Source organism: Polaromonas sp. AET17H-212 (assembly GCF_002379085.1).
Taxonomy (GTDB): domain Bacteria; phylum Pseudomonadota; class Gammaproteobacteria; order Burkholderiales; family Burkholderiaceae_C; genus Polaromonas.
Genome location: NZ_NBZW01000029.1, coordinates 23033 through 49424, shown reverse-complemented (window position 1 = coordinate 49424; position 26392 = coordinate 23033). Strand labels below are relative to the sequence as shown.

The following is a 26392-nucleotide window of genomic DNA, read 5'->3' as shown; positions in this document are numbered from 1 at the left end:
TCGGGTAAAACACCTACAGCATGTCGCGCCGGTGTCGGGGCGTGCCGCGCCCCTTGAAACAGCCGCCTGCGCTAAAGTGGCAGCATCCTCCAAAACCACTTCATGCTCCCAAGTCCGTCGCCCTCTGCCCGCCTGTTTCTTGCCCCTTGGCGCTGGATCGCACCCTTGATGCTGGGCCTGTGGCTGACCGGTTGCGCCTCCCTGCCCAGCGAGGTGGACCGGCCGGTCTCGACGGCCCTGGCCGACCCGACGGAAACCCGCATCGGCCGGGCCGTGCAGGCCCGCGCCGCCCAGGCCGAAACCCACAATGACTCCGGCTTTGCGCTGGTCAACAGTGCCGAGCTGGCCTTCACCAGCCGCATGGCGCTGATCAATGCCGCGGAAAAAACACTGGACATCCAGTATTACGCGATCCATGCCGACGAGACCACGCTGCGGATGTTTGACGCCCTGCGCGCCGCCGCCGCGCGCGGCGTGCGCATCCGCATCCTGCTCGACGACTTCAATACCGCCGGCAAAAACGCCCAGGTGCTGAAACTCGCTTTTGAAAAAAACATCGAGCTGCGCCTGTTCAACCCCCTGCCCGGCGGTCGCGGGTCGCTGTTTTTCCGCATCCTCGGGTCGCTCAAAGACATGGACCGCATCCAGCGGCGCATGCACAACAAGATTTTTGTCGCCGACAACGCCGTCGCCATCACCGGCGGGCGCAACCTCGGCGAAACCTATTTCGGCCAGGGCGAGTCCACCAACTTCATCGACGCCGACGTGCTGGCGGCCGGGCGGATCGTGCGCGAACTCTCGCGCAGCTTTGACCTGTACTGGAACAACCCGCTGGCCTATCCGGTGGAGTCGCTGATGACCGCCGCGCAGCTGGAAGCCATGAAGCCGCCGCCGGCAGCGGCAGGAGCATTGGCCGCGCCGGCGGCCCAGGCCACGCCGGTCAACGGCGAAACCAGTGCGACCGCAGGCCGCAATGCCACCGGTGGCGCGCCGGCCAAACCTGCGAAGTCCGCCGTGCGCAAGGTCACCGCGCTCGACGGCTCGGTCAGCGTGGCCGAACCCCTGCCCGACAGCACCAACCTGGCGCTGCTCGAATGGATCTGGGCACCGTCGACGCTGCTGGTCGACAAGGCCTCCAAAATCGCCGCCGACGCGGACGCGGTGGAAGCGTCGCAAGACACCACGGTCGACGGCTTGCTGCAGCTGATGGCAGAGGCCAAAAGCGACCTGCTGATCGTTTCTCCCTACTTTGTGCCGGGCCAGCGCATGATGGACCAGCTCGCGGCCATCCGGCAAAAAAACGTGCGCATCCGGGTGCTGACCAACTCGCTGGCATCCAACGACGCACCCGCCGCGCATGTGGGGTATGCCCGTTACCGCAAGGACCTGCTGGGCCTGGGCATTGAACTGTATGAAATGCGCGCCGAGCAGGAAGGCACCCTGAGCGGCTTCAGCTCGCTCGGCAGTACCGGTTCGGCCGGCGGCTCTCGCGCCAGCCTGCATGCCAAGATCGTGGTGCTGGACGACAGCCTGCTGGTGGTCGGGTCCATGAACCTGGACCTGCGCTCCCAGCTGCAGAACAGCGAGGTGGCGCTGGTGATCCGCAGCCGCAAACTCTCGGCCGACACCACCCGGCTGATTGAACCGGCGCTCGCCAAGGGTGCCTACAAGGTCGAACTGGAAAACGGCCAGCTGGTCTGGCGCGCGCCGCAAGGCTCGCAGCTGAAGGACTCGCGCACGGAGCCGGACGCGAGCCTGGGGCTCAAGCTCATGCTCACGCTGATCGGACCGCTGGCGCCCGACGAGATGCTCTGAGCGCCCGGACCCGAACGGCCGGGCCAAGCCCCCTTCTCAAGCCTCCGGCGTGTCGGTATCGCGGAGACCGTCGCGCAGCCCCTTGCGCGCAGCGGTCGCCAGTGCCTCGTACCGGGTCCGGAAGACGTCCAGCGACTCTTCGTTCAGTTCCTCAAGATCGAGCAGCGCGTTGTGGGCACCCTGGGTGGCGCGTATCAGTTCGTCCAGCTTGATCTGGATCGCCTCGGTGTCGCGGTTCTGCGAGTTCTGGATCAGGAACACCATCAGGAAGGTGACGATGGTGGTGCCGGTGTTGATGACCAGTTGCCAGGTATCGCTGAAGCCGAACAGCGGCCCGGTGACGATCCAGGCAAGGATCACCAGCAACGCCATGAAAAAGGTCGCCGGTCGGCCGGCGTAACGCGAGGCGGCCTTGGCCGCGTTGGAATACCAGTTGTTCTTGCTTGCCATGGTGTGTTCCAGGGGTTAGTAAAGGCTGGAGAGGCTGGCATCGAGAAACCCGATGTTGCATCCCAGGTGGATCTTGAGGACATCAACCGACCCTGCGGCGACCGCACCGGCCGCGCGCATGCGCGCCCGGCAGCCGGACGCATGCACAGGCCGGAGCGACTCGCTCAGCATGGAGGGACGCCCTGCCCGCTGCCGGTCCGGCGGGCCGAACTTGCTATGACTTCAATAGCTGCCTGCGCCCACCGCCCAAGGGCTACAGGCCAAAAACGCTTGAACACCGGATGGCGACTCACCTCACTCACTTCATGCCGTCCCGCAGCCGCGCAAACACCTTCCAGAACGCCGCCTCCTGGGTGGTCGCAAAGTTGATGCGCATCAGGGTGCTGGGCTTGCGCACCGCGTGAAACAGCGCACCGGGCGCGATCAGGTACCCCTCGTCGAGCATGCGCTGCGCCAGCGCGTCGGTGTCCACCCCGGTCTCCACCCAGCCAAACAGGCCGGCCGGTTCCGCCGCAAAGCTGCAGCCGTGCGCCAGCGCCAGCTTGACGCTGCGCGCGCGGGCCGCGTCCAGCCGGGTGCGAATGCGTTCGGCATGGCGGCGCAGCTGGCCCTGGTCGATGCACCAGGCCAGCGCTTTTTCCAGCAGCGAGGGCGTGGTCAGCGTGCCCAGCAGTTTGGTGTCGAGCAGGCGCTCCACCAGGTCGGGCGGCGCGGCCATGAAACCGACGCGCCAGCCGGGGGCGAGGATCTTGGCAAAACCGCTGACATAAATCGTGCGCTGCAGGCCGTCGAGCGCACACAGCCGCGTCGCGTGTTCGGGCGCCAGGTGGCTGTAGGTGTCATCCTCGACGATGTGGAAGTTGTGCTGGTTGGCCAGCTGCAGCACGCGGTGCGCGCTGCCCGGCGCCAGGCAATAACCGGTCGGGTTGTGGAACACGCTGACGCTGACAAACAGCTTCGGGCTGTGCAGCGCGCAGTACTGCGCCATGACCTCCAGATCCGGCCCGTCGGCGCGCCGCGGCACCGGCAGGATGCGCATGCCCAGTGCGTCGAGCCGCGCAAACTCCACGGCCCAGCCGGGCTCCTCGACCATCACGCAATCGCCGGCGCGCAGCAGCGTGCGGCTCACGATGTCCAGCGCATGGGTGGCGCCCACACTGGTGATGATCTGCTCGGGCAGCGCATGCACATTGAGCGCGCTGAGTTTTTGCGAAAGCGCGCGGCGCAGGCCGCTGTCGCCCATGGGTTCGCCATAACTGAGTGAAAACTCGCGCAACGCACTCGCGCTGGTGACCCTGCGCACCGCCGCCGGCATGAAGCTGGTTTCCAGCCACTCCGTCGGAAACACACCCATGCCCGGTTGCGGCTTGTTGCTGACCTTGTGGAACATGCCGCGGATCAGCGCGGTGGCATCGACCGGCGCCTGCCGGCTCGCCATCCAGGTCGCGGTGCTCCAGCTGCTCAGCGGCGCCGGGGTGTCGGGCGCGCCTGCCGCCAGCACTCCGTCCGCTCCGTTTTTTGTAGCAACCCGCGTTGGCTGGACGGGCGCCAGGACTGCATTGAACGATGCATCGCGAACAAAAAACCCGCGATTCCGGCGCGCCACCACCAGGCCCTGCGCCTGCAACTGGTCATACGCCGCGACCACGGTGGAGACACTGACGCTCTGCTGCTCGGCACACAGGCGCACCGAGGGCAGGCGCGCGCCGGGCGCCAGCAAGCGGCTGCGAATACGCTCGGCAAACCGGGCGCTGAGCTGCTCGGTCAGGGACTGGGAAGCGGTTTTCATCAACATGGCGGACCCCGGCGGCCCCGGTGCAAGGCAACACCGACGGCCTGTGTGCTGACAATTTGACCAGCACAGTTTGAAAATTTGTCACTCCAACTGTGTTGGTAGTGTGCTGGCTTGAACTATAAAGTCTGAGTAATGAATTGGCAAGAATTTACAGCCCTGCTGGTGCTGGCGACGGCGATGAGCTTTTCGCCCGGCCCCAACACCACCCTGTCCACCGCCCTGGCGGCCAACCATGGCCTGCGCCGCGCCATGCCTTTTGTCTGCGCGGTGCCGGTCGGCTGGGGCGTGCTGCTGAGCCTGTGTGCGCTGGGCCTGGGCGCGCTGCTGCTGGCGATTCCGCTGTTGGGCCTGGCGATCAAGGCCATCGGCGTGGTTTACCTGCTCTGGCTGGCCTCGAAGATCGCACGCTCGCGCCAGCTCAGCGAAGCCGACGCCGAACGCATGAACGTCGGCTTCTGGCAGGGCGCGGCGCTGCAGTTCGTCAACATCAAGGCCTGGATGCTGGCGCTCGCGATTGTCAGCGGCTGGATCGCCGGGCGCAGCGATCCCGGCCTGCGTTTTGCCGTGGTGCTGCCGGTGATGCTGGCCTATGCCTTTGCCAGCAACCTGATCTACGCGCTGGCCGGTTCGTTGCTGCGCGAGTGGCTGTCCGGCCCCGCCGGCACGGGCCGGCGCCTCATCTGGTTCAACTACGGGATGGCGATCGTGCTGGTGGCGACCGCGGTCTGGATGCTCTTTCTATGACGCAACAACAGATCAACAAGGGCCTGTGGCTGGGCCTGCTGGGCATCGCCATTTTTGCGGTGACCCTGCCGATGACGCGCCTGGCCGTGGGCACACAAGAGGCGCCGCAGATGTCGGGCGTGTTCATCGCGCTGGGCCGGGCCGTGGTGGCGGCCGCGTTGTCGGCCGTGTTTTTGCTCGCCACACGCGCGCCACTGCCGCAGCGGCAGGACTGGCTGCCGCTGGCCATCACGGCCGGCGGTGTCGTGTTCGGTTTTCCGCTGTTCACCTCGATCGCCATGCGTTATGTGGAAGCCATGCATGCCAGCGTGATCGTCGGTGTGCTGCCGCTGGCCACCGCGGCGGTCGGGGCCCTGCTGCACCGCCAGCGGCCGTCGGCCGGTTTCTGGCTGTGCGCGGCCCTCGGCAGCGCCCTGGTGGTGGTGTTTGCCCTGCTGCGTTCCGGCGGCGGCGCCGGCCTGTCCATCCATTTTGCAGATGGGCTGCTGCTGGCCGGCATGTTGTGCGCGGCTATCGGTTATGGTTATGGCGCGCGGCTGTCGCAACACATGCAGGCCGAACATGTGATCTGCTGGGCGTTGCTGATCTCCCTGCCCTTGACCCTTCCGTTTTCACTCGTCAACTGGCCCGAAGCGCCCCTCAAGGCCAGCGCCTGGGCCGGCTTCGCCTACCTCGGGGTGTTTTCAATGTGGCTGGGCTTTTTTGCCTGGTACCGCGGCCTGGCGCTGGGCGGCACGGTGCGTGTCAGCCAGGTGCAACTGGTCCAGCCCTTTATGTCCATGCTGTTTGCGGTGCCGCTGCTTGGTGAACGCCTGGACGCGGTCACCGTGGGTTTCAGCCTGGCCGTGATTGCCACCGTGTTTGCCGGCAAGAAAATGCCCGTCCATACCGCCACCTGGAAGGAAGCCACATGAAGATGAGCCACATCCCTTTCGGCACCACCGACTGGTCCACCGTGGCGCGTAGCGAGCATTCGGCACAAAGCGGCCAGGCCTTCTGGCGCACGCAGCAGTTTGGCGAGGTGCGTGTGCGCATGGTCGAGTACACGCCCGGTTACGTGTCGGACCACTGGTGCAGCAAGGGCCATGTCCTGCTGTGCCTGGCGGGTGAACTGCACACCGAACTCGACAACGGCAGTGTGCATGTGCTGCGGCCCGGCATGAGTTACCAGGTGGCCGATGGGGCCGAGGCGCACCGCTCCAGCGCCCCCAAAGGTGCGACACTGTTTATCGTGGATTGACGACAGAAGAGAGAACAACCATGGAAAGAAGCAACATGCACTGGACCCTGGCCGCACGCGCCGAAAAAATGAACCCCTCGGTGATCCGCGAGATCCTCAAGGTCACCGAAAAACCCGGCATCATCAGTTTTGCCGGCGGCCTGCCCTCGCCCAAGACCTTTCCGGTCAGCGCGTTTGCCGAGGCCTGCGCCAAGGTCTTGCGCGAAGACGGGCCGGCGGCCCTGCAATACGCCGCCAGCGAAGGTTACGGCCCGTTGCGCGAGATGGTGGCGGCCATGTTGCCCTGGCAGGTGGACCCGGCGCAGGTGCTGATCACCACCGGCTCGCAGCAGGGCCTCGATCTGCTCGCCAAGATCCTGATCGACAAGGGCAGCCCCATCCTGGTGGAGACGCCGACCTACCTGGGCGCGCTGCAGGCCTTCACGCCGATGGAGCCGCAGGTCGTGAGTGTGGCCAGCGACGACGAAGGCATCAACGTGGACGACCTCGCACGCAAAGCCAAAGGCGCGCGCTTCCTTTATGTGCTGCCCAACTTCCAGAACCCGACCGGCCGCACCATGAGCGAAACGCGCCGCGCCGCGCTGTCGGCCCGCGCCGCCGACCTGGGGCTGCCCATCGTGGAAGACAACCCCTATGGTGACCTCTGGTTCGACACCCCGCCACCGCTGCCGCTGAGCGCACGCAACCCGGACGGCTGCCTCTACCTCGGTTCGTTTTCCAAGGTGCTGGCCCCCGGCCTGCGGCTCGGCTTTCTGGTGGCGCCCAAGGCCCTTTACCCCAAGCTGCTGCAGGCCAAGCAGGCGGCCGACCTGCACAGCCCCGGCTTCAACCAGCGCATGGTGGCCGAAGTGATGAAGGACGGCTTCCTGGACCGCCATGTGCCGACCATACGCGCGCTCTACAAATCGCAGCGCGACGCGATGCTGGCCGCGCTGCAGCGCGAGATGCCCTCGGACGTCAGCTGGAACACGCCCGACGGCGGCATGTTTTTGTGGGCACGTTTGCCGGCCGGCATGAACGCGGTGGCACTGCTGCCCAAAGCCGTCGACAAAAACGTGGCCTTTGTGCCGGGCGCCGCGTTTTACGCCGACAACGCCGACGAGCGCACCCTGCGCCTGTCGTTTGTCACGGCCAGCATCGCGCAGATCAACACCGGCATTGCGGCGCTCGCGGCAGCGATCCGGGAGGGCCGTCCCGGCACGGCCAGCGCAGAACACGCCATGGAAACGCTGGGGGCCAAATAAATGCTCAAGATCTGGGGGCGCATGAGCTCCATCAATGTCAAGAAAGTGGTGTGGACGGCGCAGGAGTTGGGCCTGGACTTCCAGCGCACCGAAGCGGGCGGCCTGTTTGGCCTGGTCAAGACGCCCGACTACATGGCGCTCAATCCCAACTCGCTGGTGCCGGTGATCGAGGACGACGGCTTTGTGCTGTGGGAGTCCAACGTGATCGTGCGTTACCTGTGCGCCCGGCATTCCGCCGGCGAGATGTACCCGACCGACCTGCGTGAGCGTTTTGACGCCGAGCGCTGGATGGACTGGCAGCAGACCACGCTGAACCCGGCCAGCCGCCCCGGCTTCTGGCAGTTGGTGCGCACGCCGCCCGAGCAGCGCGATGCCGCGCTGCTTGACGAATCCAATGCCGCGGTCGAGGCGCTGATGGCGATGCTGGACGCCCACCTGGCGCAGCGCCACTTCATGGTCGGCGAGCGTTTCACCATGGCCGACATTCCCGTGGCCTGCGAGGTGCACCGCTGGTTCGGCCTGCCGCAGCCGCGCCAGAGCCGGCCCCACCTCGAACGCTGGTACGACCACCTGTGCGCCCGGCAGGCCAGCAAGGGTGTGCTGGACCTGGCACTGTCCTGACAACTTCCCCCTTTCACCTCCCACCTTCCGGTCCCACAGCATGAAAACCAGGCCTTTCAAACAAGTCGACGTCTTCACTGACCAGCCCTATTTCGGCAACCCGTTGGCCGTGGTGCTGGACGGCAGCGGCCTGGACGACGAAGCCATGCAGCGTTTTGCGCGCTGGACCAACCTGTCGGAAACCACCTTTGTGCTGCCGCCCGCCGATCCGTCGGCCGACTACCGGGTGCGCATCTTCACACCGGGCGGCGAACTGCCTTTTGCCGGCCACCCCACGCTGGGCAGTTGCCACGCCTGGCTGCAGGCCGGCGGCTCGCCCAAGCGCCAGGACTGCATCGTGCAGGAATGCCAGGTCGGCCTGGTGAGGATACGGCGCGAGGGGGAGCGCCTGGCCTTTGCCGCGCCGCCCCTGCAGCGCTCGGCGCCCAGCGCCACGGTGCTGGCGCAGGTGGCCGCCGCCCTCGGCCTGAAAGCGCAACACATCCTGGCCGCTCAGCTGCTCGACAACGGACCGGTGTGGCTGGGCCTGCTGCTGGACAGCGCCGACACCGTGCTGCAGTTGGTGCCGGATCACGCCGCACTCAAGAAGCATGGCCTCAAAGTGGGTGTAGTCGGCGCCCATCCTGCGCAGACAGCTCCTGTTTTAATAGCGCGCGCCAACCGCGAGGCACGCGCTTTTGCCGGCAGCATGCCCACCAGCCCGGCCGAAGCAGTCGCGGCAGACTTTGAGGTGCGGGGTTTTGCAGCCCCCATCGGCATCGAGGAAGACCCGGTCACCGGCAGCCTGAACGCCAGCCTGGCGCAATGGCTGATCGCCGAAGGCCACGCGCCCGAGCGTTATGTGGCCGCGCAAGGCACCTGCCTGGGCCGCGCCGGCCGCGTCTACCTGACGCGCGAGCCTGATGCCCCGGGTTCAGTCCAAGCCACGTCGACGGGCTCAGGACAGGTCTGGGTCGGCGGTCAATCGGTCACCTGCATCCATGGCACGGTGACGCTGTGAGTGACGCTGTGAGCCGCGCACCATGAAACAAGCCCAGGTCGATCACCTGGTCGTCGTGGCCGCCAGCCTGGACCAGGGTGTGGCCTGGTGCGAGGAAACACTGGGCATCACGCCCGGCCCGGGCGGCGAACATCCGCTGATGGGCACGCACAACCGCCTGTTCAGCGTGGCCAGTCCGGCCTTCCCGCGCGCCTACTTCGAAATCATTGCGATCCAGCCCGGCGTCACGCCCCGCAGGGCGGACGGCACACAGCGCTGGTTCGACATGGATGACCGCGAACTGCAGGCGCTGTTGACCCGTGAAGGCCCGCAGCTGGTGCATTTTGTCGCCAGCGTGCCGGGCGTGCTGACGGCCGTCAAGGCCCTGGCCGCCCTCGGGCTGGACCGCGGCAGCGTCCTGGCAGCCTCGCGCCAGACCGCGACGGCGCTGCTCCAGTGGCGCATCACCGTGCGCGATGACGGCCAGCGGCTGTTCTACGGCGGCCTGCCCACCCTGATCCAGTGGGGCGAGGCCGGCGAAGACCCGGCGCGCGCCGCCCACCCGCTGGACGCGATGCCGGCTTCGGGCGTGACGCTGCAGGCGCTGCAGGTCCGCCACCCGCGTCCCGACACGCTGCAGGCGGCCCATGCCGCCATCGGGCTGGCCGGTGTGGGCGTCAGCCAGGGGGCGCCCAATCTTCTTGCCACGCTGCAGACGCCGCGCGGCCTGGTCATGCTGGAATCGAAAGGCGTCTGAATGTACCGTACGCAAGTCCTTGCTCCGCCCGCTACCCGTCCCGGTACCGGCCTGCCCGACCTGCCCGCCATCGAAGCCGCGGCCCGCGTGGTCTACCGCGAGTTCCAGGCCACACCGCAATACCGCTGGGGCCTGTCGAGCCAGCGCCTGGGCACGGACTGCTGGATCAAACACGAGAACCACACGCCGGTCGGCGCCTTCAAGATACGCGGCGGGCTGACTTATTTCGAAGCCCTGAAGCAAAGCCAAGCCCTGCCGGCAGAGGTCGTCAGCGCCACGCGCGGCAACCACGGGCAGAGCATGGGCTGGGCGGCGCGCGCGCATGGCGTGGCCTGCACCATCGTGGTTCCGCGCGGCAACTCGCTGGAGAAAAACGCCGCCATGCGCGCGCTCGGCGTCACCCTGATCGAACACGGCGAGGACTTCCAGGAAAGCCGCGAGTTCGCGATGCGGCTGGCGACCGAACGCGGGGCCCACATGGTGCCGAGTTTTCACGCCGACCTGCTCAGCGGCGTGAGCAGCTACTGGTGGGAGTTTTTGCTGGCCGTGCCGCAGCTCGATGTGGTCTATGTACCGATCGGCCAGGGCTCGGGCGCGTGTTCGGCGATTGCCGCCAAACTGGCGCTGGGGCGAACGCTGCGCATCGTCGGCGTCGTCAGCGCCCACGCCACCACCTACGCCGACTCGCTGGCCGCCGGCCGCGTCGTCGAAGCGCCGGTCAGCACACAACTGGCCGACGGCATGGCCTGCCGCGTCGCGGACCCGGCCGCGCTCGACATCCTGTTGCCGCACCTGGACCATATCGTGAAAGTCAGCGATGCCGAAGTTGCGCAGGCCATGCGCGACCTGTATGCCGACACCCACAACATCGCCGAAGGCGCGGGGGCCGCCAGTTTTGCCGCCGCCATGCAGGAGCGCGCGCAGCTCAAGGGCCAGGTGGTGGGCACCACGCTGTGCGGCGGCAACGTGGACAGCGCCACTGTCGCCAAGGTATTGAGCCCCCACGCTTCTCGCTTCGCGTAGTGCGCTGCCCCCCGAGGGGGCGCTGCGCCTGCGGACTGGCAAAGCCAGATCCGCGGCCCCTGCTGGTCTGGGTCCTTTTCGCGCTGACCGTCGCACGCGTGACTGGGTGCGGCTTCGGTGGGCGCCACAATTTGCCCATGGGAACCCTTTACCTCGTGCGCCACGGCCAGGCCTCGTTTGGCGCTGACAACTACGATGTGCTGAGCAGCATGGGGCACCGGCAGAGCGTGCGCCTGGGGGAGTACTTCAAATACAAGGGTGTGACCTTCGACGCGGCGCTGACCGGCACCCTGAACCGCCAGATCCAGACCTTTGCCGGCATCTGCGAAGGCATGGGCATGGCGCTGGATGCCTTGCGGCAGCCAGGGCTCAACGAGTACGACGCCGAGGCGGTGATCGCAGCCATCCACCCGGCCCAACTCGACAAGCCGACCTCGCCCGAGATGTACCGCAGCCACTTCCGCCTGCTGAAAGACGGCCTGGCGCAATGGATGGCCGGCGTGGTCAGCCCGCGCGGCATGCCCAGCTACACCGATTTTGTGGCCGGCATCACCGGCGTGCTGGACCACGTCAAGGCCAGCTACACCGGCAACGTGCTGCTGGTGTCTAGCGGCGGCCCGATTGCCACCGCTGTCGGCCATGTGCTGGGCACCAGCCCCGAGGCCACCATCGACCTGAACCTGCGCATACGCAACTGCTCGGTGACCGAATTTGCCTTCACGCCGAAACGCCACATGCTGGTGACCTACAACACGCTGCCGCACCTGGATGCACCGGAACACGCGGACTGGATCACCTACTCATAGGGCCTGGCCGCCTGCCTCCCGCGTGGAGGCGCCCAGCCATTGCAGGTAGGCGCTGGCGCCCGCGGTCACCGGCACCTGGAGAATCTCCGGCGTCTCATACGGGTGATGGGCAAGAATGAAGCTTTCCACCTGCGCATACAGCGCCGCGCGGGTCTTGACCAGCAGCAGGTATTCGGCTTCGCGCCGGCGCTCGCCCTGCCAGACATAAAAACTCTTCACGGGCATGACCTGCACACAGGCGGCCAGCCGGGTTTCGACCAGTTGCTGCGCCAATACTTCCGCCGCGGCCTCGCTGTCGACAGCCGTCATCACCATGCACGCCACGTCCATGGACTGGCTGGCCCTAGCGTGGCGCAGTGCCGGCAACACGCCAGATGACATTGCCCACGTCGTCGGCCACCAGCAGCGCGCCGCGTTTGTCGAGGGCCACACCAACCGGCCGGCCATAGGCCTTGCCGTCGGGGCTGACAAAACCGGTCAATACATCAATGGGTTTGTCCGAGGGTTTGCTGCCGATGAAGGGCACAAACACCACCTTGTAGCCGCTCAGCGGCTTGCGGTTCCACGAGCCGTGTTGGCCGACAAACACACCGCTGGCCAGCGACGTGGGCAGGGTGTTGCCTTCAGCAAACACCATGCCCAGCGGCGCGACGTGGGCGCCCAGCGCGTAGTCGGGTGCAATGGCCTTGGCCACCAGGTCCGGCCGCTGCGGCGCCACGCGCACATCGACCGTCTGCCCGTAATAGCTGTAGGGCCAGCCGTAAAACGCGCCGTCCTTCACCGAGGTCAGGTAGTCGGGCACCAGGTCGCTGCCGATCTCGTCGCGCTCATTGACCACGGTCCAGAGGGTGCCGTCAGGCGCCCAGCCCATGCCATTGGGATTGCGCAGGCCGGAAGCAAACAGCCGGCGCGTGTTGGTTGTGGGGTCGACTTCGTGGATGGCGGCGCGGTCGGTCTCGATGTCCATGCCGTTTTCGCCGATGTTGCTGTTCGAACCAACGGTGACATACAGCTTGCTGCCGTCGCGGCTGGCAATCACGTTTTTGGTCCAGTGGTGGTTGATGCCGGCCGGCAGGTCCACCACCTTGACCGGCGTGGCCGTGATCGCGGTCTGGCCCTCTTCATAGGGCACCTTGACCAGCGCATCGGCATTGGCAATGAACAGTTCCTTGCCGACCAGCGCCATGCCAAACGGCGAGTTCAAGCCCTGCATGAACACCGTGCGGGTTTCTGCCTTGCCGTCGCCGTCCACATCGCGCAGCAAGGTGATGCGGTTGGCACTCGGCACGCCGGCACCGGCCCGTTTCATGACGACCCCCATGATCCAGCCCTTGATGCTGAAACCGACGTCGGGCCGGGGTGGCTTGTTGCTCTCGGCCACCAGCACGTCACCGTTGGGCAGGGTGTAGACCCAGCGCGGATGGTCCAGGCCAGTGGCCAGGGCGGTCACCGTGGTACCGGCCATGGGCTGCGGCATCATGCCTTGGGGCCAGCCCTGAGCCGGTGCGATGTTGACGGTGGGAATCAGCGACTTGACCGGCTGGGGCAGCGTGGGTGTGATGCCCACATCGGCGCCGGCAGGCAGTTTGGTCATGTCGCCACAGGCGCTCAGGCCCATTACCAACGCGGCGCACAGCGGCAACAGCACGAAACGGGAAACACGGGAGGCGGGGCGGGCAACAGGCAGGGCGGGCATGGTCAATCCTTGTTCGATAAAGGGCTGCGCTTGAGGGTCGCGCGCATCCTGCTGATTGTTGACCGGGCGGCCGCCGCGTGCTGTCAGCTGATGTCCCCAGTTTTTGTCAGGACGGCCGCGCGGCGCTTCAGGCCAGCGGGGGAAGTTGCCGGACCTCGTGCAGCAGCTGCGCCAGCGCCTGCCCGCTGGCCTGCAACACCGCCAGGCCTTTTTCGGCCGTGGCCGCCGCCGCATTGCCGGCCGCGCCCTGCGGGTTCAGGTCCTGCGCGGCCCAGGCCAGCTTGGCGCTGCTGCCGTTGCCGAGGATGGCGTGTTGCCGCGCCCGGTCCTGGCTGCTGGAATGAAAGTTCTGCGCCAGCGCCATGTCCACCTTGTGCGGATGCAGCGCCAGCATCATGGAGGTTTCCACGTCGCCGCCATGCACGCCGAAACGTTCCTCGTCGGGGCCGAACAGCTGCTTCACGGCACCCGGCAGCGGCAGGCTGAAGGTGTTGACGGTGAACACCGTCATGCCGAAACGGGCACGCAGCTCGCGGCCCACAATGTCCAGCGTGGAGACATTGCCGCCATGCGCATTGAGAAACACCAGCTTTTGGATGCCGGTGCGCGCGACCGATTCCCCGAGGTCGACCCAGCTCTGGATCAGGGTGGCCGCGCCCAGGGTCAGGGTGCCGGGAAAGGTGATGTGTTCGATGCTGCGGCCCACGGTCTGGGTTGGCAGGAAGAGCACGGTGTCGCCTGGTTTCAGGTGCGGCAGGCAGTGCGCAAGCACACCGTTGACCAGGTCGGTGTCCACGCTGAGCGGCAAATGCGGACCATGCTGCTCGATCGCAGCGACCGGCAAAACGGCGATGGTCGTCGCCGCATCGAGGCGGGCGAAGTCGGGGCTTTTGAGGTCGGCCCAGAAATGGGGCAAGGATGCTGGGGAGAGGGGCGCGGGGTTCATGGGCGTATTTTGGGGCATTCTGCGCCGGGGGTCTTCCGCCGTTCGAAGGTTCAAGACTAAGCCGCCGCCGCAGCCTTCTGGATTTCCACCCGCAAATTCTGCTGCTGGCTCAGATGCCGACCCTGCCGCTGAGCCCCGTGTTTATCAAGCGCTGCCGAAAGCACTTTCTGCGGGCCGCCCAGCAACGCCGCCAGGCACTGCGGCCGCCCGCGCGCGCCGCTGGCCTGGTAGTCCGCCAGCAAGGCAGCGCAGACCCGCGGCGGGTCGAGCAAACGCACCTGCGTCAGGTGCACAAACAGCAGGTCCACCAGTTTTTCCAGCGCAAACTCATGCGTCTTGCCCGTCGTCTGCCAGAGCCAGTCGCTGAAGGCCAGGAAATGCCCGAAGGCCGAACCCGGCGCCAACAACATCGCCAGCCCCTGCGAAAACCGCCCCGAGTTGGCGACCATGTCCCAGTAACGCGCAAAGCGCTTGATGCGCTGCATGGTCGCAAAATCCACCGTCGAGTTCTGCAGGATGGTGTAGGGCGTGTGCGGGTCGTAGGCCATCGCAAATTCAAGCGTATGCCGCGTGATCGGCGTGCCGCGCAAGCGCTTGAGCACGCCGAACTGGATCTCGTGCGGCGCGAGGGCGTGCAGGCGGTCAAAGCCGTCCGCAAAACTGGCCAGCGTCTCGCCGGGCAGGCCGAAAATCAGGTCGGCATGCACATGGGCGCGACTTTGCGTGACCAGCCAGCGCAGATTCTCGGCGGTCCTGGCGTTGTCCTGCTTGCGCGAGATGCGCTGCTGCACCTCGGGGTTGAAGCTCTGGATGCCGACCTCGAACTGCAGCGCACCGTCGGGAAATTGCGCGATCAGCTCTTTCAGCCGGTCCGGCAGGCTGTCGGGCACGACTTCGAAATGCACAAACACATCGGGTGCCTCGGCGATGCGGTCCAGGAAAAACTGCAGAACGCGCACCGAGTTGTCGATTTTCAGGTTGAAGGTGCGGTCCACAAACTTGAAGTTGCGCGCGCCGCGGCGGTACAGCGCTTCCATCTCCGCCATGAAGCGGTCCAAGTCAAAGGCCCAGGCGGTCTTGTCGAGCGAGCTCAGGCAGAACTCACACTTGAACGGGCAGCCGCGCGAAGCCTCGACATACAGCAGACGCTGCGCCAGGTCTTCCGCCGTGTAGTCCTGGTAGGGCAGCGCCAGGTCTTCCAGCGGCGGCTGCTCGCCGGCGATGACTTTCATCAGCGGCTGCGGGCCCCCACCTGGTAATTTAAGCAGCGCGCGGCACAGCTTGGGAAAACTCACGTCGCCCCAGCCGGTGACCACATGGTCGGCCAGGCGGCAGATCTCCTGCTCCCCAACCTCATGGCTGACCTCGGGGCCACCCAGCACAATCTTGATGTCGGGCCTTAGGGTTTTCAGCAGGCGCACCAGTTGCGTGGTTTCCACCACGTTCCAGATGTACACGCCGAGGCCGATCACCTCGGGCTGCAGCGCCAGCAGGTCTTCCACCATGCGGGTCTCGGGCTGGCCGATGACAAACTCGCGCAGCTCCGTCTGCGCGCGCAGGCCAGCGCCGCCATGGCGGTCCATGTTGGCCAGCAGGTAACGCAGGCCCAGCGAGGCGTGGATGTATTTGGCGTTGAGCGTGGCCAGCACAATGCGCGCCCCGCCTTGGGGCTCGGGGAGAACGGGCGAAGGCGCGAGGGAGTTCATGCCGCTATTATCAAACCATGACACAAACCCTGTTTCGTGATGACGCTTATCTGGCCGAATGCAGCGCCACCGTGACCGCGGTGACCGGCCAGGGCCTGGTGCTGGACCGCACGGTGTTTTACCCGCTGGGCGGTGGCCAGACCGGCGACACCGGTGTGCTGGTGCTGGCCGACGGGCGTGAGATCGCCATCGCCGACACACGCAAGGGCAAAAACGCAGAAGGCCAGGCCACAGCGGACATCTGCCACCTGCCGGCCTTGCCGGACCCGGCCGCGTCGGTGCTGGACCAGCTCTTGCGCACGGGCGTGAAAGCCGGCGATGTGGTGACCGCCCGTGTCGACTGGGCGCGCCGGCACCGGCTCATGCGTTTTCACACCACCACCCACTTGTTGTGCCACCTGGTGCCGCAGCTCGTCAACGGCTGCTCGATCACGCCCGACTATGCGCGGCTGGACTTCAACATGACGGACCCGCTGGACAAGGACGTGCTGAGCGCCGGCATTGCCCGCCTGGTGGCCGCCGCGCACCCGGTGGCCGTGGGCAGCATCAGCGATGCGGAGCTCGACGCGAACCCGGCCCTGGTCAAAAGCATGAGCGTGCAGCCGCCGCGCGGCAGCGGCCAGGTACGCACCATCCGCATCGGCGGCGCTGGGGCAGACGCCATGATCGACTTCCAGCCCTGTGGCGGCACCCACGTGGCCAACACGTCCGAGATCGGCGCGGTGGTGGTCACCAAAATCGAGAAAAAAAGCGCCACCACGCGCCGCGTGGTACTGGGCTTCGCCGCCTGATTCCAATGCGACCGAGAAATGCCACCGGCGACACCTTTTTTGCCTGGGACGGCGAAGTGCTGGTGGTCAACATCCTGGGCAAACCGTCGGCCAGCCGTGACGCGATCGGCAAACCCAAGGGCACCCAGCTCAAGGTCAGCGTGACCGCGGCGCCGCAGGCCGGCAAGGCCACCGACCACATGCTGCGTTTCCTGGCGCCGCTGTTCGGCGTGGCAGTCAGCGACATCGAGGTGGTCTTCGGCCGGGAAAACGTCAACAAGCAGTTGCGCATACGCGCGCCGAAAAAGCTGCCGGCGGTGTTTGCCCAGTCCGGCCTGCCCACGGACCCTGCCGGACGACAATAGGACAGAGGCCTGAGGGCACCGTCCCCGGAACTAAAGGCCAGCGTGCCGCTCACACCATGACCATGATTTTTCACCGCCTGACATCCGCTCTGTTTTTGATAGCTGCCTGCGCTTTCACGACGGGCGCCAACGCCCAAATCAGCTTCACCAACAAACCCGCCACACAGGCCGTGGTGAGCACCGACCAGGTGCGTGCCGAACTGCTGGCCTGGGCGCCCGATGGGGTGGAGCCGGGCAAACCGGTCTGGGTGGGCCTGCAGCTGGCACACATTCCCGAGTGGCACACCTACTGGAGAAACTCCGGCGATTCCGGCCTGCCGACCCAACTCGAATGGACGCTGCCGGCCGGTGTCACCGCTGGCGACATCGCCTGGCCCACGCCGAAAAAGATACCGATTGGCACCCTGGCCAACTATGGCTACGAAGGCACGGTGCTGCTGCCAGTGCCGCTGACCGTGGCACCCGGCTTCAACGCCGCCAACCTCGACATCCGGCTCAAGGCCAGCTGGCTGATCTGCAAGAAGGAATGTATTCCGCAGGAAGGTGATTTTTCGCTGCAGATCCCGGTCCGGAGTTCGACCGGCAGCAGCAGCGGCCTGTTTGCCGCCGCCTTTGCCGCCAGCCCCCAGCCGCTGGCCGCCAGCGGCAGCGAGATGCAGGTCAGCGCCAACACCCTCCAGGTGGCGCTCGCGGGCCTGCCCGCGCGCCTGCAGGGCAAAACCCTGGACTTTTTCCCCGAAACCGGCAGCGTGATCGAGCCCGCCGGCGCCTGGCAGCAGAAATGGCAGGGCGCGGTGTGGACCGCGCAGCTGCCGCTCTCCAGCCAGCGCAGCGAAAGCCCGCGCGTGATGCCGCTGGTGGTGGCGCTGGACCAGACCGCTTACCGCATCGAGGTGCCGGTCAAGGGCGACTGGCCGGCCGTGGCCGCCGCGGCCACGGTGTCGCCGGCGCTGGAAGCGGCGCTCAAGGCCAATGCGGCGCTGGGCGCGGCGCCCACCGGCAGCAGCGCGCCGCCGCTCACACTGGTCGCCGCCCTGCTGGGTGCGCTGCTGGGCGGGCTGATTTTGAACCTCATGCCCTGCGTGTTTCCGGTGCTGGCCATCAAGGTGATGAGTTTCGCCAAGGTGAAAAGCCGCGCCGTCCGCCTGAGCGGCGGGCTGGCCTACACGGCCGGCGTGGTGCTGTCCTTCCTGGCGCTGGGCGCCCTGCTGCTGGGCCTGCGCGCCACCGGCGAACAGCTCGGCTGGGGCTTCCAGCTGCAAAGCCCGGCCGTGGTGGCCGGGCTGGCCGTGTTGTTCACGCTGATCGGCCTGAACCTCGCGGGCCTGTTCGAATTTGGCAGCGTGGTGCCCGGCCAAGTCGCCGGCCTGCAGGCCAAAAACCCGACGCTCAATGCCTTTCTGACCGGCGTGCTGGCCACCGCGATTGCCTCGCCCTGCACCGCGCCTTTCATGGGGGCGTCGCTCGGTTACGCCATCGGCCTGCCGGCCTGGCAGGCGCTGGCGGTGTTTGGGGCCATCGGCCTGGGCATGGCCCTGCCCTACCTGGCGGCCAGTGCCGTGCCGGCGGTGGCGCGCGCCCTACCGCGCCCGGGCCCCTGGATGGTGACCTTCAGGCAGCTGATGGCGTTTCCGATGTTTGCCACCGTCGCCTGGCTGGTCTGGGTGCTGGGCCAGCAAAGCGGCATCAACGGCGCCGGCGCCCTGCTGGCACTGCTGGTGCTGATGGCGCTGGTGCTGTGGTCGCTGACGCTGCGGGGCCGGACCCGGGCCGTGGCCGCTACGCTTTCGATAGCGCTTGGCGCTTTCGGCGTCTGGGCCGTGGGCCAAAACATCATCAAACCGCTGGAGGCTTCCAACGCCGCTGCAGCCCCCTCGGACCGCTGGCAGGCCTGGGCGCCGGGCCGGGTGGACCAGCTCGCGGCCCAGGGCCAGAACGTGTTTGTCGATTTCACCGCCGCCTGGTGCGTGACCTGCCAGTACAACAAGACAAGCACGCTGGCCGATGCCGACGTGCTGGCCGACATGGAAGCCAAAAACGTAGCCCTGCTGCGCGCCGACTGGACGCGCCGCGACCCGGCCGTCACCGCCGCGCTGGCGCAACTGGGCCGCAATGGTGTGCCGGTGTATGTGATCTACAAGCCCGGCCGCGCGCCGGTGGTGCTGTCGGAAATTCTGTCGGTCGCCGAGGTGCGGGCCGAACTGGCCAAGCTCTAGTACGGCCTGTCACCTCATTTTTCTGAAGGAGATCCAGCCATGTTGAATCGCCCCGTCAATCGCCGCCTCTTTTCCAGCGCCCTGCTCACCGCCCCGTGGGCGGCGACCTTCACGCAGGCCGCCCATGCGGCCGTGGCCGTCGGCCAGGCCGCGCCGGACTTTTCCGCGCTGGATACCGCCGGAAAAACCCATCGCCTCAGCGACTACAAGGGCAAGCTGGTGGTGCTGGAATGGACCAACCCCGGCTGCCCGTTTGTGCAAAAACACTACAGCGGCAACATGCAGGGCCTGCAGAAAGAGGCGGTGGGCAAAGGGGTGGTCTGGCTGGCCATCAACTCGACCGAAACCGGCAGCGGCGACTATCTGGCGCCCGCCCAGCTGGCCGGCTGGATGGCGGGCAAGCAGGCGGCGGCCAGCGCCACGCTGATGGACGAGTCCGGCAGCATCGGCCAGCTCTACAGCGCCCGGACCACGCCGCACATGTACATCATCAGCCCGCAAGGCCAGCTGGTCTACGCCGGGGCCATCGACAGCGTGCCCTCCGCCCGCGTGGACGACATCCGGACCGCGACCAACTATGTGCGCCAGGGCCTGAACGAAGCGCTGGCCGGCAAGGCCCTCAGCGTGGCGACCAGCCGCGCCTACGGCTGCTCGATCAAGTACAAGGACAAGGCGTGAGCCCCGACGTGACCACCCTCCCGCCGGCCGACCGTCTGCCCTACATCCTCACCCATTGCCGCACGATTGCGGTGGTGGGTCTGTCGCCCAAACCGCACCGCGCCAGCTTCGACGTGGCGCGCTACATGCAGGGCCAGGGTTACCGCATCATCCCGGTCAACCCGAATGCCACCGAGGTGCTCGGTGAAAAAGCCTATGCCAGCCTGACGGAAGCCGCGCAGCACGAACACATCGACCTGGTGAACTGCTTTCGCAACAGCGAGGACATCCCGCCCATCGTCGCCGAAGCGATCGCCATTGGCGCCCAGGCCGTCTGGATGCAGCTCGGCATCCGCCACCCCGTAGCCGCCGCCCGGGCCGAAGCGGCGGGCCTGCTGGTGGTGCAGGACCACTGCCTCAAGGTCGACCACCGGGTGCTGCAGTCGCGCGGCCTGCTGCCGGCACCCGGCAGCTGACCGGTCCGGGATAATCGGCGCATGCCCTTCCCGCGCCGGCCCTGGCGGCTTTCCCTGTTGTCCCTGTTCTGTCTGCCGGCCTTGCTGCTGCTGGGCGGCTGCCTGCAGACGGCCCCGACCCACCGCGGCGAAACGCAGGTGGCGCCGCTGGCCTCGGGCGAGCTGGCGCAATCGGATGTGAACCGCCTGGCCAGCCTGGGCATGCGCGACAACCTCGACAGCCTGTACCGCCTGCTCGACAAGCTGTACCGGCGCAACCCCGCCGAATGGCGCAAGACCGGCAGCACCAGCCGCGAGGCGGCGGTCCAGCGCGTGCGCAGCGCCATCGACAGCCGCACACCCTGGCCGGAGCTGCAGGGCAAACGCGACATCGCCGCCCTGTCGCTGGCGCTGAGCCCCGACTTCCGGGGCGACCGGGTGGCCGCTTTTGTCTATGCCAGCGCCGACATGCTGATCGTGGCGCACAACGGCAAGACCGACTTCTACCTGGTCGACAGCCTGGACGCGCAATACATCTACAACGCCGCGCGCAACATCGAGTCGGCCGTCTGGCTGCTGGCCTCGCGGCGCACCCCGGCCGGCCAGCCCCTGCTGCTGGCCGACGAGATCTCCGAGCGCGAACGCAACCTCAGTTTCGAACGCGAGTTCGGCAAGGTCATCGGCCGGCTCGACCTGCTCTCCGAAGTCCTGACCGAAAAATACCGCCGGGCCGTGATCAGTTATGTCCAGAGCCTGGCCGGCGCCTCGTTTCTGCAGTTCTTGCCGGTGCGTTAGGAACGGATCGGCTTGCGGCGCAACGGGCGGCTACGGCGATACCGGCTTGACCTTGCCATGCTCCAGCAAAAAAATCAGCTCCTTGACAATGCCGTACATCACCGCACGATCACGCGTCGGATGGTCGGAAAACTGGACCACGGTGGAACCCATCTGTGCAAATCCGCTGCCCGTCTGCACCGGGTTGCCATACACCACCGTGATGCCGTAGCGGGTCATCAGGGGTCCGCAGGCGCGCCAGTCGCGCGTCCACTGCGGCAGGGCCTGGGCGTTGTCCCACAAGGTGCCGGCGCTTTCGTAACACTCCTCAATATGCTGGTGGCCCAGCAACTGCGCCAGGTGCCGCTCTTTGGCGACGCAGCTGCGAAAGTACTCTTGGTCATTCATGTGCATGGCAGTGCCCTTGTTCGGGTCAAGCAGAAACCCATACGCCATGGTAAATCTGAATCTGGGCGGAGGCTAGCCGCAAACGCCGCAAACTGGCGGCAGACAGCCCCGACGCACACCTGAGACAATCTAGCCATGTTTGCCCCCCTCCAAAACGACACCTTTTTGCGCGCCTGCCTGCGTCAGGCCACCGATTACACCCCCGTCTGGCTGATGCGCCAGGCCGGACGCTACCTGCCGGAGTACCGCGCCAGCCGCGCCAAGGCCGGCAGTTTCATGGGCCTGGCAACCTCGCCCGACTACGCCACCGAAGTCACGCTGCAGCCCCTCGAGCGTTACCCGCTGGACGCCGCCATCCTGTTTTCCGACATCCTGACCGTGCCCGACGCCATGGGCCTGGGCCTGTCGTTTGCGCTCGGCGAGGGCCCGCGTTTTGCGACGCCGGTGCGCGACGAAGCCGCGGTGGCCAAACTCGAGGTGCCGGACATGGAAAAACTCCGTTACGTCTTCGACGCCGTCACCTCCATCCGCAAGGCGCTGAACGGCCGGGTGCCGCTGATCGGTTTTTCCGGCAGCCCCTGGACGCTGGCCTGCTACATGGTCGAAGGCGCCGGCTCCGACGACTACCGCCTGGTCAAGACCATGCTGTACCAGCGCCCCGACCTGATGCACAAGATGCTGGCCATCAATGCCGACGCGGTGGCCGCCTACCTGAACGCGCAGATCGAAGCCGGCGCCCAGGCGGTGATGATTTTCGACAGCTGGGGCGGCGTGCTGGCCGACGCGGCCTTCCAGACCTTCAGCCTGGCCTACACCCAGCGCGTGCTGAGCCAGCTCAAGCGCAGCCATGAAGGCGTGGTCATTCCGCGCCTGGTGTTCACCAAGGGCGGCGGCCTGTGGCTGGAGCAGATGGCCGGACTCGACTGCGAGGTGCTCGGCCTGGACTGGACCGTCAACCTGGGCCAGGCGCGCGCGCGGGTGGGCGATCGCATGGCGCTGCAGGGCAACCTGGACCCGAATGTGCTGTTCGCCAACCCGGCGCAGATCGAGCAGGAAGTGGCAAAGGTGCTGGAGAGTTTCGGTACCCCGCATGCGGACACGCGCAGCAGCGGCCCGACCCACATTTTCAATCTGGGCCACGGCATCAGCCAGCACACGCCGCCCGAAAGCGTCGAAGTGCTGGTCCGCGCCGTGCACGCCTATTCGCGCCGCATGCGCACGGGAACCCCGCATTGATGCGGTTTTGCTGCCTGATAGCACAAATTCCGGCTCGGCGGACCCGACTTATTCACAAAATTTGTGCTGCGGTGCCGCATGAAGCCACAACAGGCCGGTCTCCCGCTATCAAAGCCATAGCGCATCTAAGTGCTTGATTCATATAGGGATCTTTAAACTGCTTTTTTTGCGGGCAATTTAAGCAAAGCCTTGATTTATAAGGCCCGGGCGCGTGCTGGGGCAATCTATCAACAAAGTTATCCACAGAAACCTTGGACGACCGTCAAAGCTTTTTTAAATCAAGCACTTACAACGATGTTCGCAAATGTATCTTAGGACCATCTGGTTAACTATCCCCTCTGTTCTTCCAATCGATCGACCCCAAAATGAGGTATTGGCTCAGCATTGTTGTCGCTACCCCCGCCCACAGCAGCGTGGCCGGGCCGCTGACCTATCGGAGCGAGTGGCCGCTTCCGCCGGGGAGCCTGGTGCGCGTTCCGCTGGGCAAACGCGAAGTCCTGGGGGTGGTGTGGGAGATGCTGCCGGACAGCGGCGACCTGCCGGAAACCCAGGCCAAAGCAGTGCTGGGCGCGCTGGACGGCCTGGCGCCCCTTTCGGCCACCTGGCGGCGGTTGGTCGGTTTCACCGCCAGCTACTACCAGCGCTCCATCGGCGAAGTGGCCCTGGCCGCCCTGCCGCCGCAATTGCGCGAACTGAGCACCGTGCAGCTGGCACGCCGGCTCAAGCGGCCGGTGGCCCCCGCGCCGGACACCCCGGACACTACTGATTTAATAGCACTCAGCGCAGAACAGGAAAGGGCTATCGCCGAATTTGATGCCGATACCCGGCCGGCCCTGCTGTTTGGCGCGACCGGCAGCGGCAAGACCGAGGTGTATCTGCGTGCCGCCGCCAAGGTGCTGGCCGGCGACGCCAGCGCCCAGGTGCTGGTGATGGTGCCCGAAATCAACCTGACGCCGCAGCTGCAGGCGCGTTTCGAGGAACGTTTTGCCCACCTCGGCAAGGCCCAGGTGGTGGCGCTGCACAGCGGCCTGACACCCGCACAGCGGCTCAAGAGCTGGCTCGTCGCCCACGCCGGCCAGGCGCGGTTGGTGCTGGGCACCCGCATGGCAATTTTTGCCTCGCTGCCGAATCTGCGCCTGATCGTCGTCGACGAGGAACACGACCCCAGCTACAAGCAGCAGGAAGGCGCGCGTTATTCGGCGCGCGATCTGGCGGTTTACCGCGCGATGCTGGAAAGCGCACGATCACAGGCAGGCGACAGTGAGGGCGCGGAGGCTTTTCCCTTGCCAGCCGGGGCCGCGGAACCGGCTTTGCCGGGCCGCAGGCGCAGCCCCCCCCCGGGGGGCAGCGCAGTACACGAAGCGACAAGCGTGGGGGCCTGTCGCGTCCTGCTGGGTTCGGCCACGCCTTCGCTCGAAAGCTGGCAGGCCACCGTGGTGGGCCGCTACCAGCGCCTGACGATGAGCGAACGGATAGGCGGCGCGGAACAACAGGGCAGCCTGCCCGCGGTCCGGCTGGTCGACATGAACCACCAGCCCAAACACTGCACGATTGCGCCGCCGCTGCTGGACGCGATAGCCCAGCGCATCGCGCGCGGCGAGCAGTCGCTGATCTTCCTGAACCGGCGCGGTTACGCACCGGTGCTGGCCTGCCACGACTGCGGCTGGAAAAGCGAGTGCCCGCACTGCAGCGCTTTCCGCGTCTTCCACAAGATAGACCGCACCTTGCGCTGCCACCACTGCGGCTTCACCGAACGCGTGCCGCGCGCCTGCCCGGCCTGCGGCAACATCGACATCGCGCCCGTCGGCAAAGGCACGGAGCGGCTGGAGGAACACATTGCCGAACTGCTGGCCGGGGTCACGCGGCCAGACGGCAGCCCTTTGCGCATCGCCCGCATCGACGCCGACACCACCCGCCTGAAGGGCGCGCTCGAATCCCAGCTGGCCAGCGTGCATGCGCGCGAGGTTGATGTGCTGGTCGGCACACAGATGATTGCCAAGGGCCACGACTTTCGCCACATCACGCTGGTGGCGGCGATCAACCCCGACGGCGCGCTGTTCTCCAGCGACTTCCGCGCGCCCGAACGGCTGTTCGGCCTGCTCATGCAGGCGGCCGGCCGCGCCGGGCGCGACGCCAACCATGGCGAGGCCAGCGAGATGTGGGTGCAGACCTTCCATCCGCAGCACCCGCTGTTCGCCGCGCTGAAAAAACACGACTACCCGGCGTTTGCGGCGCAGGAACTCCAGGAGCGCGAGGCGGCCGGCATGTCGCCCTTCGGCTTTTCAGCGCTGCTGCGCGCCGAAGCCCGGGACCAGGCGGTGGCCCAGGGCTTTCTGAATGCGGCGGCGGCCGCCGCACAGGCGCAGCAGCTGCCCGGCCACGATGCCGTCACGCCTTACCCGGCCGTGCCCATGACCATCCAGCGGGTGGCCAACATCGAACGCGCGCAGATGCTGGTCGAAAGCCCCTCGCGCGCGGCGCTGCAGCGTTTCCTGGCGGCCTGGCAGCCGCTGCTGCACCAGACCCGCCAGCAGGGCGACTTCAAAAGCCTGGTGCGCTGGGCCATCGACGTGGATCCCCTGGCTATATAGAGCCCCCACGCTTGTCGCTTCGCGTACTGCTTGAAGGGAGAACACCCGAGGTCGCGACGCCTCTGGCAACTCAGATCAGAAGAGCCACCGCAGCCGAAAAACTGAAAAATGCCAGCACCGTCGACACCAGAATGATGCGCGCGATGCGCCCGTTGTTGGCGCCAAAACGCTCGGCCAGCAGCGACACATTGCTGGCGCTCGGCAAGGCCGCCACCAGCACGATCACCGTCAGGGCAAAAGGCTGCAGCGGCACGCCGAGCTGGATGGCGCCCAGGCCCATCAGCCCGACCAGCAGCGGGTGCAGGACCAGCTTGAGCAGCGCCACCGGCACGTAGTCCCGCAAGGGGATGGTTTCCACGCTGGTCATCTGGGAGCGCGCCAGCACCGCACCAATGGTGAACAACGCGACGGGCGAGGCGGCGTCGGCCAGCAGGACCACCGTCTGCAGCACCGGTGCCGGCAGGGCCAGCCCCAGGCCGGACGACAGGGCGCCCAGCAGGATGGCCCAGGGCATGGGGTTGAGCGCCACGCCCTTGAGTGCGTTTTTTGCCGCCACCTCCGCGCCATGGCTGTCGGCCGAGTCCAGCCGGGACAGGGCGATACACAGTGAACTGGTGACCAGCAGGTCCACCACGATGGTGACGATGGCCGGCCCCGCCGCCTGCGCGCCCAGCAGCGCCACCAGCAGGGGCACACCCATGAAGCCGGTGTTCGGGAAAGCCGCGACCAGCGCGCCGAAGGACGCGTCGTTCCAGCCGATGCGCCGGTTGCGCGTCACGGCAATCGTGAACGCCACCATGATCAGCGCGCACAGCAGGTACACCGCGACCAGCCCGCCGTCGAGCAGCTGCGCCACCGGCGTGTTTGCGCCAAAACGGTACAACATGCAGGGCAGCGCGAAATACAGCACAAAGGTGTTGAGGCCCGGGATCGCGGCCTGCGGCAGCAAGCCGCGCCGCGCCGCCAGGTAGCCACACAGCACCAGCGCGAAAAAGGGGAAGGTGACCAGGAGAATGCTTAACACAGACCGTATTGTCACCGCCAAAGGAGGGGCCCCGCCGACTGGCTATGATGACCCGCTTGCGCCCCCTTTTTCAG

The 26392-nt window shown here is 66.6% G+C and carries 26 protein-coding genes; 18 read left to right on the top strand and 8 right to left on the bottom strand.

Annotated elements, in window-relative coordinates:
* The first annotated feature begins 102 nt into the window (after positions 1–102).
* A complete protein-coding gene (locus tag B7G53_RS18620) occupies positions 103–1815 on the top strand; it encodes a phospholipase D family protein (protein WP_096670473.1) in 1713 nt (570 codons plus the stop codon).
* A gap of 36 nt (positions 1816–1851) precedes the next feature.
* On the opposite strand, the gene B7G53_RS18615 is transcribed toward B7G53_RS18620, so the two are convergent.
* The gene (locus B7G53_RS18615) at positions 1852–2265 is read right to left on the bottom strand and encodes a low affinity iron permease family protein (RefSeq protein ID WP_096670471.1); all 414 of its coding nucleotides are present in this window, start codon (positions 2263–2265) and stop codon (positions 1852–1854) included.
* 298 nt (positions 2266–2563) lie between these two features.
* A complete protein-coding gene (locus B7G53_RS18610) occupies positions 2564–4060 on the bottom strand; it encodes an aminotransferase-like domain-containing protein (protein ID WP_096670469.1) in 1497 nt (498 codons plus the stop codon).
* Positions 4061–4192: 132 nt separating this feature from the next.
* Between B7G53_RS18610 and B7G53_RS18605 the strand changes: the two genes are divergently transcribed.
* From B7G53_RS18605 to B7G53_RS18565, 9 genes are all read left to right on the top strand, one after another.
* The gene (locus B7G53_RS18605) at positions 4193–4804 is read left to right on the top strand and encodes a LysE family translocator (protein ID WP_096670467.1); all 612 of its coding nucleotides are present in this window, start codon (positions 4193–4195) and stop codon (positions 4802–4804) included.
* On the top strand, positions 4801–5718 hold the full coding sequence (locus B7G53_RS18600; RefSeq protein WP_096670465.1) for a DMT family transporter: 918 nt from the start codon (positions 4801–4803) through the stop codon (positions 5716–5718). The genes B7G53_RS18605 and B7G53_RS18600 overlap by 4 nt, the downstream gene beginning before the upstream one ends.
* Positions 5715–6044: a DHCW motif cupin fold protein gene (locus tag B7G53_RS18595; RefSeq protein ID WP_096670463.1), complete on the top strand. Its 330-nt coding sequence runs from the start codon at positions 5715–5717 to the stop codon at positions 6042–6044. Before B7G53_RS18600 ends, B7G53_RS18595 begins: the two co-directional genes overlap by 4 nt.
* A gap of 20 nt (positions 6045–6064) precedes the next feature.
* Positions 6065–7288, top strand: coding sequence for an aminotransferase-like domain-containing protein (locus B7G53_RS18590; RefSeq protein WP_255250084.1), 1224 nt, complete (start codon positions 6065–6067; stop codon positions 7286–7288).
* Positions 7289–7909 carry a glutathione S-transferase family protein gene (locus B7G53_RS18585; protein ID WP_096670459.1) on the top strand — a complete coding sequence of 207 codons (621 nt, stop codon included), beginning with the start codon at positions 7289–7291 and terminating at the stop codon, positions 7907–7909.
* 40 nt (positions 7910–7949) lie between these two features.
* Positions 7950–8909, top strand: a complete 960-nt coding sequence (locus B7G53_RS18580; protein ID WP_096670457.1) for a PhzF family phenazine biosynthesis protein — start codon at positions 7950–7952, stop codon at positions 8907–8909.
* A gap of 22 nt (positions 8910–8931) precedes the next feature.
* Positions 8932–9645: a VOC family protein gene (locus tag B7G53_RS18575; protein WP_096670455.1), complete on the top strand. Its 714-nt coding sequence runs from the start codon at positions 8932–8934 to the stop codon at positions 9643–9645.
* Positions 9646–10668, top strand: a complete 1023-nt coding sequence (locus B7G53_RS18570) for a threonine dehydratase (RefSeq protein ID WP_096670453.1) — start codon at positions 9646–9648, stop codon at positions 10666–10668. It abuts the gene before it with no gap.
* A 137-nt stretch (positions 10669–10805) separates the two neighbouring features.
* The gene (locus B7G53_RS18565) at positions 10806–11474 is read left to right on the top strand and encodes a histidine phosphatase family protein (RefSeq protein ID WP_096670451.1); all 669 of its coding nucleotides are present in this window, start codon (positions 10806–10808) and stop codon (positions 11472–11474) included.
* On the opposite strand, the gene cutA is transcribed toward B7G53_RS18565, so the two are convergent.
* From cutA to B7G53_RS18545, 4 genes are all read right to left on the bottom strand, one after another.
* A complete protein-coding gene (gene cutA / locus B7G53_RS18560) occupies positions 11469–11783 on the bottom strand; it encodes a divalent-cation tolerance protein CutA (protein WP_255250083.1) in 315 nt (104 codons plus the stop codon). The genes B7G53_RS18565 and cutA overlap by 6 nt on opposite strands.
* Positions 11784–11817: 34 nt before the next feature.
* The gene (locus tag B7G53_RS18555) at positions 11818–13170 is read right to left on the bottom strand and encodes a PQQ-dependent sugar dehydrogenase (protein WP_176491411.1); all 1353 of its coding nucleotides are present in this window, start codon (positions 13168–13170) and stop codon (positions 11818–11820) included.
* A gap of 127 nt (positions 13171–13297) precedes the next feature.
* The gene (locus B7G53_RS18550) at positions 13298–14116 is read right to left on the bottom strand and encodes a creatininase family protein (RefSeq protein WP_096670447.1); all 819 of its coding nucleotides are present in this window, start codon (positions 14114–14116) and stop codon (positions 13298–13300) included.
* Between the two features lie 56 nt (positions 14117–14172).
* Positions 14173–15822, bottom strand: a complete 1650-nt coding sequence (locus B7G53_RS18545; RefSeq protein ID WP_096670445.1) for a B12-binding domain-containing radical SAM protein — start codon at positions 15820–15822, stop codon at positions 14173–14175.
* 17 nt (positions 15823–15839) lie between these two features.
* On the opposite strand from B7G53_RS18545, the gene B7G53_RS18540 reads away from it, so the two are divergent.
* From B7G53_RS18540 to B7G53_RS18515, 6 genes are all read left to right on the top strand, one after another.
* Positions 15840–16613 carry an alanyl-tRNA editing protein gene (locus B7G53_RS18540; protein ID WP_096670443.1) on the top strand — a complete coding sequence of 258 codons (774 nt, stop codon included), beginning with the start codon at positions 15840–15842 and terminating at the stop codon, positions 16611–16613.
* Positions 16614–16618: 5 nt separating this feature from the next.
* On the top strand, positions 16619–16957 hold the full coding sequence (locus B7G53_RS18535; RefSeq protein ID WP_096670441.1) for a DUF167 domain-containing protein: 339 nt from the start codon (positions 16619–16621) through the stop codon (positions 16955–16957).
* Positions 16958–17019: 62 nt separating this feature from the next.
* Positions 17020–19173, top strand: a complete 2154-nt coding sequence (locus B7G53_RS18530; RefSeq protein WP_096670494.1) for a protein-disulfide reductase DsbD family protein — start codon at positions 17020–17022, stop codon at positions 19171–19173.
* 39 nt (positions 19174–19212) lie between these two features.
* On the top strand, positions 19213–19851 hold the full coding sequence (locus B7G53_RS18525) for a thioredoxin family protein (protein WP_096670439.1): 639 nt from the start codon (positions 19213–19215) through the stop codon (positions 19849–19851).
* Between the two features lie 8 nt (positions 19852–19859).
* Entirely contained in the window at positions 19860–20306 is a 447-nt protein-coding gene (locus B7G53_RS18520; protein WP_096670491.1) for a CoA-binding protein, read from the top strand.
* A gap of 21 nt (positions 20307–20327) precedes the next feature.
* Entirely contained in the window at positions 20328–21080 is a 753-nt protein-coding gene (locus B7G53_RS18515) for a hypothetical protein (protein ID WP_255250082.1), read from the top strand.
* 30 nt (positions 21081–21110) lie between these two features.
* Here B7G53_RS18515 and B7G53_RS18510 read toward each other — a convergent pair whose 3' ends face one another.
* On the bottom strand, positions 21111–21473 hold the full coding sequence (locus B7G53_RS18510; RefSeq protein ID WP_096670487.1) for an aminoacyl-tRNA synthetase: 363 nt from the start codon (positions 21471–21473) through the stop codon (positions 21111–21113).
* A gap of 129 nt (positions 21474–21602) precedes the next feature.
* Between B7G53_RS18510 and hemE the strand changes: the two genes are divergently transcribed.
* A complete protein-coding gene (gene hemE, locus B7G53_RS18505) occupies positions 21603–22703 on the top strand; it encodes a uroporphyrinogen decarboxylase (protein ID WP_096670437.1) in 1101 nt (366 codons plus the stop codon).
* Between the two features lie 365 nt (positions 22704–23068).
* The gene (priA, locus tag B7G53_RS18500; protein ID WP_096670435.1) at positions 23069–25294 is read left to right on the top strand and encodes a replication restart helicase PriA; all 2226 of its coding nucleotides are present in this window, start codon (positions 23069–23071) and stop codon (positions 25292–25294) included.
* A gap of 70 nt (positions 25295–25364) precedes the next feature.
* Here the strand turns inward: priA and B7G53_RS18495 are convergent, their stop codons facing one another.
* A complete protein-coding gene (locus B7G53_RS18495; RefSeq protein ID WP_096670433.1) occupies positions 25365–26318 on the bottom strand; it encodes an AEC family transporter in 954 nt (317 codons plus the stop codon).
* Positions 26319–26392: the final 74 nt, after the last annotated feature.

Coding starts and splice junctions, on each gene's coding strand:
- B7G53_RS18575 (WP_096670455.1), top strand. CDS start 8,932: ATGAAACAAGCCCAGGTCGATCACCTGGTCGTCGTGGCCGCCAGCCTG.
- B7G53_RS18570 (WP_096670453.1), top strand. CDS start 9,646: ATGTACCGTACGCAAGTCCTTGCTCCGCCCGCTACCCGTCCCGGTACC.
- B7G53_RS18550 (WP_096670447.1), bottom strand. CDS start 14,116: ATGAACCCCGCGCCCCTCTCCCCAGCATCCTTGCCCCATTTCTGGGCC.
- B7G53_RS18600 (WP_096670465.1), top strand. CDS start 4,801: ATGACGCAACAACAGATCAACAAGGGCCTGTGGCTGGGCCTGCTGGGC.
- B7G53_RS18590 (WP_255250084.1), top strand. CDS start 6,065: ATGGAAAGAAGCAACATGCACTGGACCCTGGCCGCACGCGCCGAAAAA.
- B7G53_RS18585 (WP_096670459.1), top strand. CDS start 7,289: ATGCTCAAGATCTGGGGGCGCATGAGCTCCATCAATGTCAAGAAAGTG.
- B7G53_RS18510 (WP_096670487.1), bottom strand. CDS start 21,473: ATGCACATGAATGACCAAGAGTACTTTCGCAGCTGCGTCGCCAAAGAG.
- B7G53_RS18540 (WP_096670443.1), top strand. CDS start 15,840: ATGACACAAACCCTGTTTCGTGATGACGCTTATCTGGCCGAATGCAGC.
- B7G53_RS18535 (WP_096670441.1), top strand. CDS start 16,619: ATGCGACCGAGAAATGCCACCGGCGACACCTTTTTTGCCTGGGACGGC.
- cutA (WP_255250083.1), bottom strand. CDS start 11,783: ATGACGGCTGTCGACAGCGAGGCCGCGGCGGAAGTATTGGCGCAGCAA.
- B7G53_RS18565 (WP_096670451.1), top strand. CDS start 10,806: ATGGGAACCCTTTACCTCGTGCGCCACGGCCAGGCCTCGTTTGGCGCT.
- B7G53_RS18530 (WP_096670494.1), top strand. CDS start 17,020: ATGATTTTTCACCGCCTGACATCCGCTCTGTTTTTGATAGCTGCCTGC.
- B7G53_RS18525 (WP_096670439.1), top strand. CDS start 19,213: ATGTTGAATCGCCCCGTCAATCGCCGCCTCTTTTCCAGCGCCCTGCTC.
- B7G53_RS18605 (WP_096670467.1), top strand. CDS start 4,193: ATGAATTGGCAAGAATTTACAGCCCTGCTGGTGCTGGCGACGGCGATG.
- B7G53_RS18615 (WP_096670471.1), bottom strand. CDS start 2,265: ATGGCAAGCAAGAACAACTGGTATTCCAACGCGGCCAAGGCCGCCTCG.
- B7G53_RS18595 (WP_096670463.1), top strand. CDS start 5,715: ATGAAGATGAGCCACATCCCTTTCGGCACCACCGACTGGTCCACCGTG.
- B7G53_RS18545 (WP_096670445.1), bottom strand. CDS start 15,822: ATGAACTCCCTCGCGCCTTCGCCCGTTCTCCCCGAGCCCCAAGGCGGG.
- hemE (WP_096670437.1), top strand. CDS start 21,603: ATGTTTGCCCCCCTCCAAAACGACACCTTTTTGCGCGCCTGCCTGCGT.
- B7G53_RS18515 (WP_255250082.1), top strand. CDS start 20,328: ATGCCCTTCCCGCGCCGGCCCTGGCGGCTTTCCCTGTTGTCCCTGTTC.
- priA (WP_096670435.1), top strand. CDS start 23,069: ATGAGGTATTGGCTCAGCATTGTTGTCGCTACCCCCGCCCACAGCAGC.
- B7G53_RS18555 (WP_176491411.1), bottom strand. CDS start 13,170: ATGCCCGCCCTGCCTGTTGCCCGCCCCGCCTCCCGTGTTTCCCGTTTC.
- B7G53_RS18620 (WP_096670473.1), top strand. CDS start 103: ATGCTCCCAAGTCCGTCGCCCTCTGCCCGCCTGTTTCTTGCCCCTTGG.
- B7G53_RS18580 (WP_096670457.1), top strand. CDS start 7,950: ATGAAAACCAGGCCTTTCAAACAAGTCGACGTCTTCACTGACCAGCCC.
- B7G53_RS18610 (WP_096670469.1), bottom strand. CDS start 4,060: ATGTTGATGAAAACCGCTTCCCAGTCCCTGACCGAGCAGCTCAGCGCC.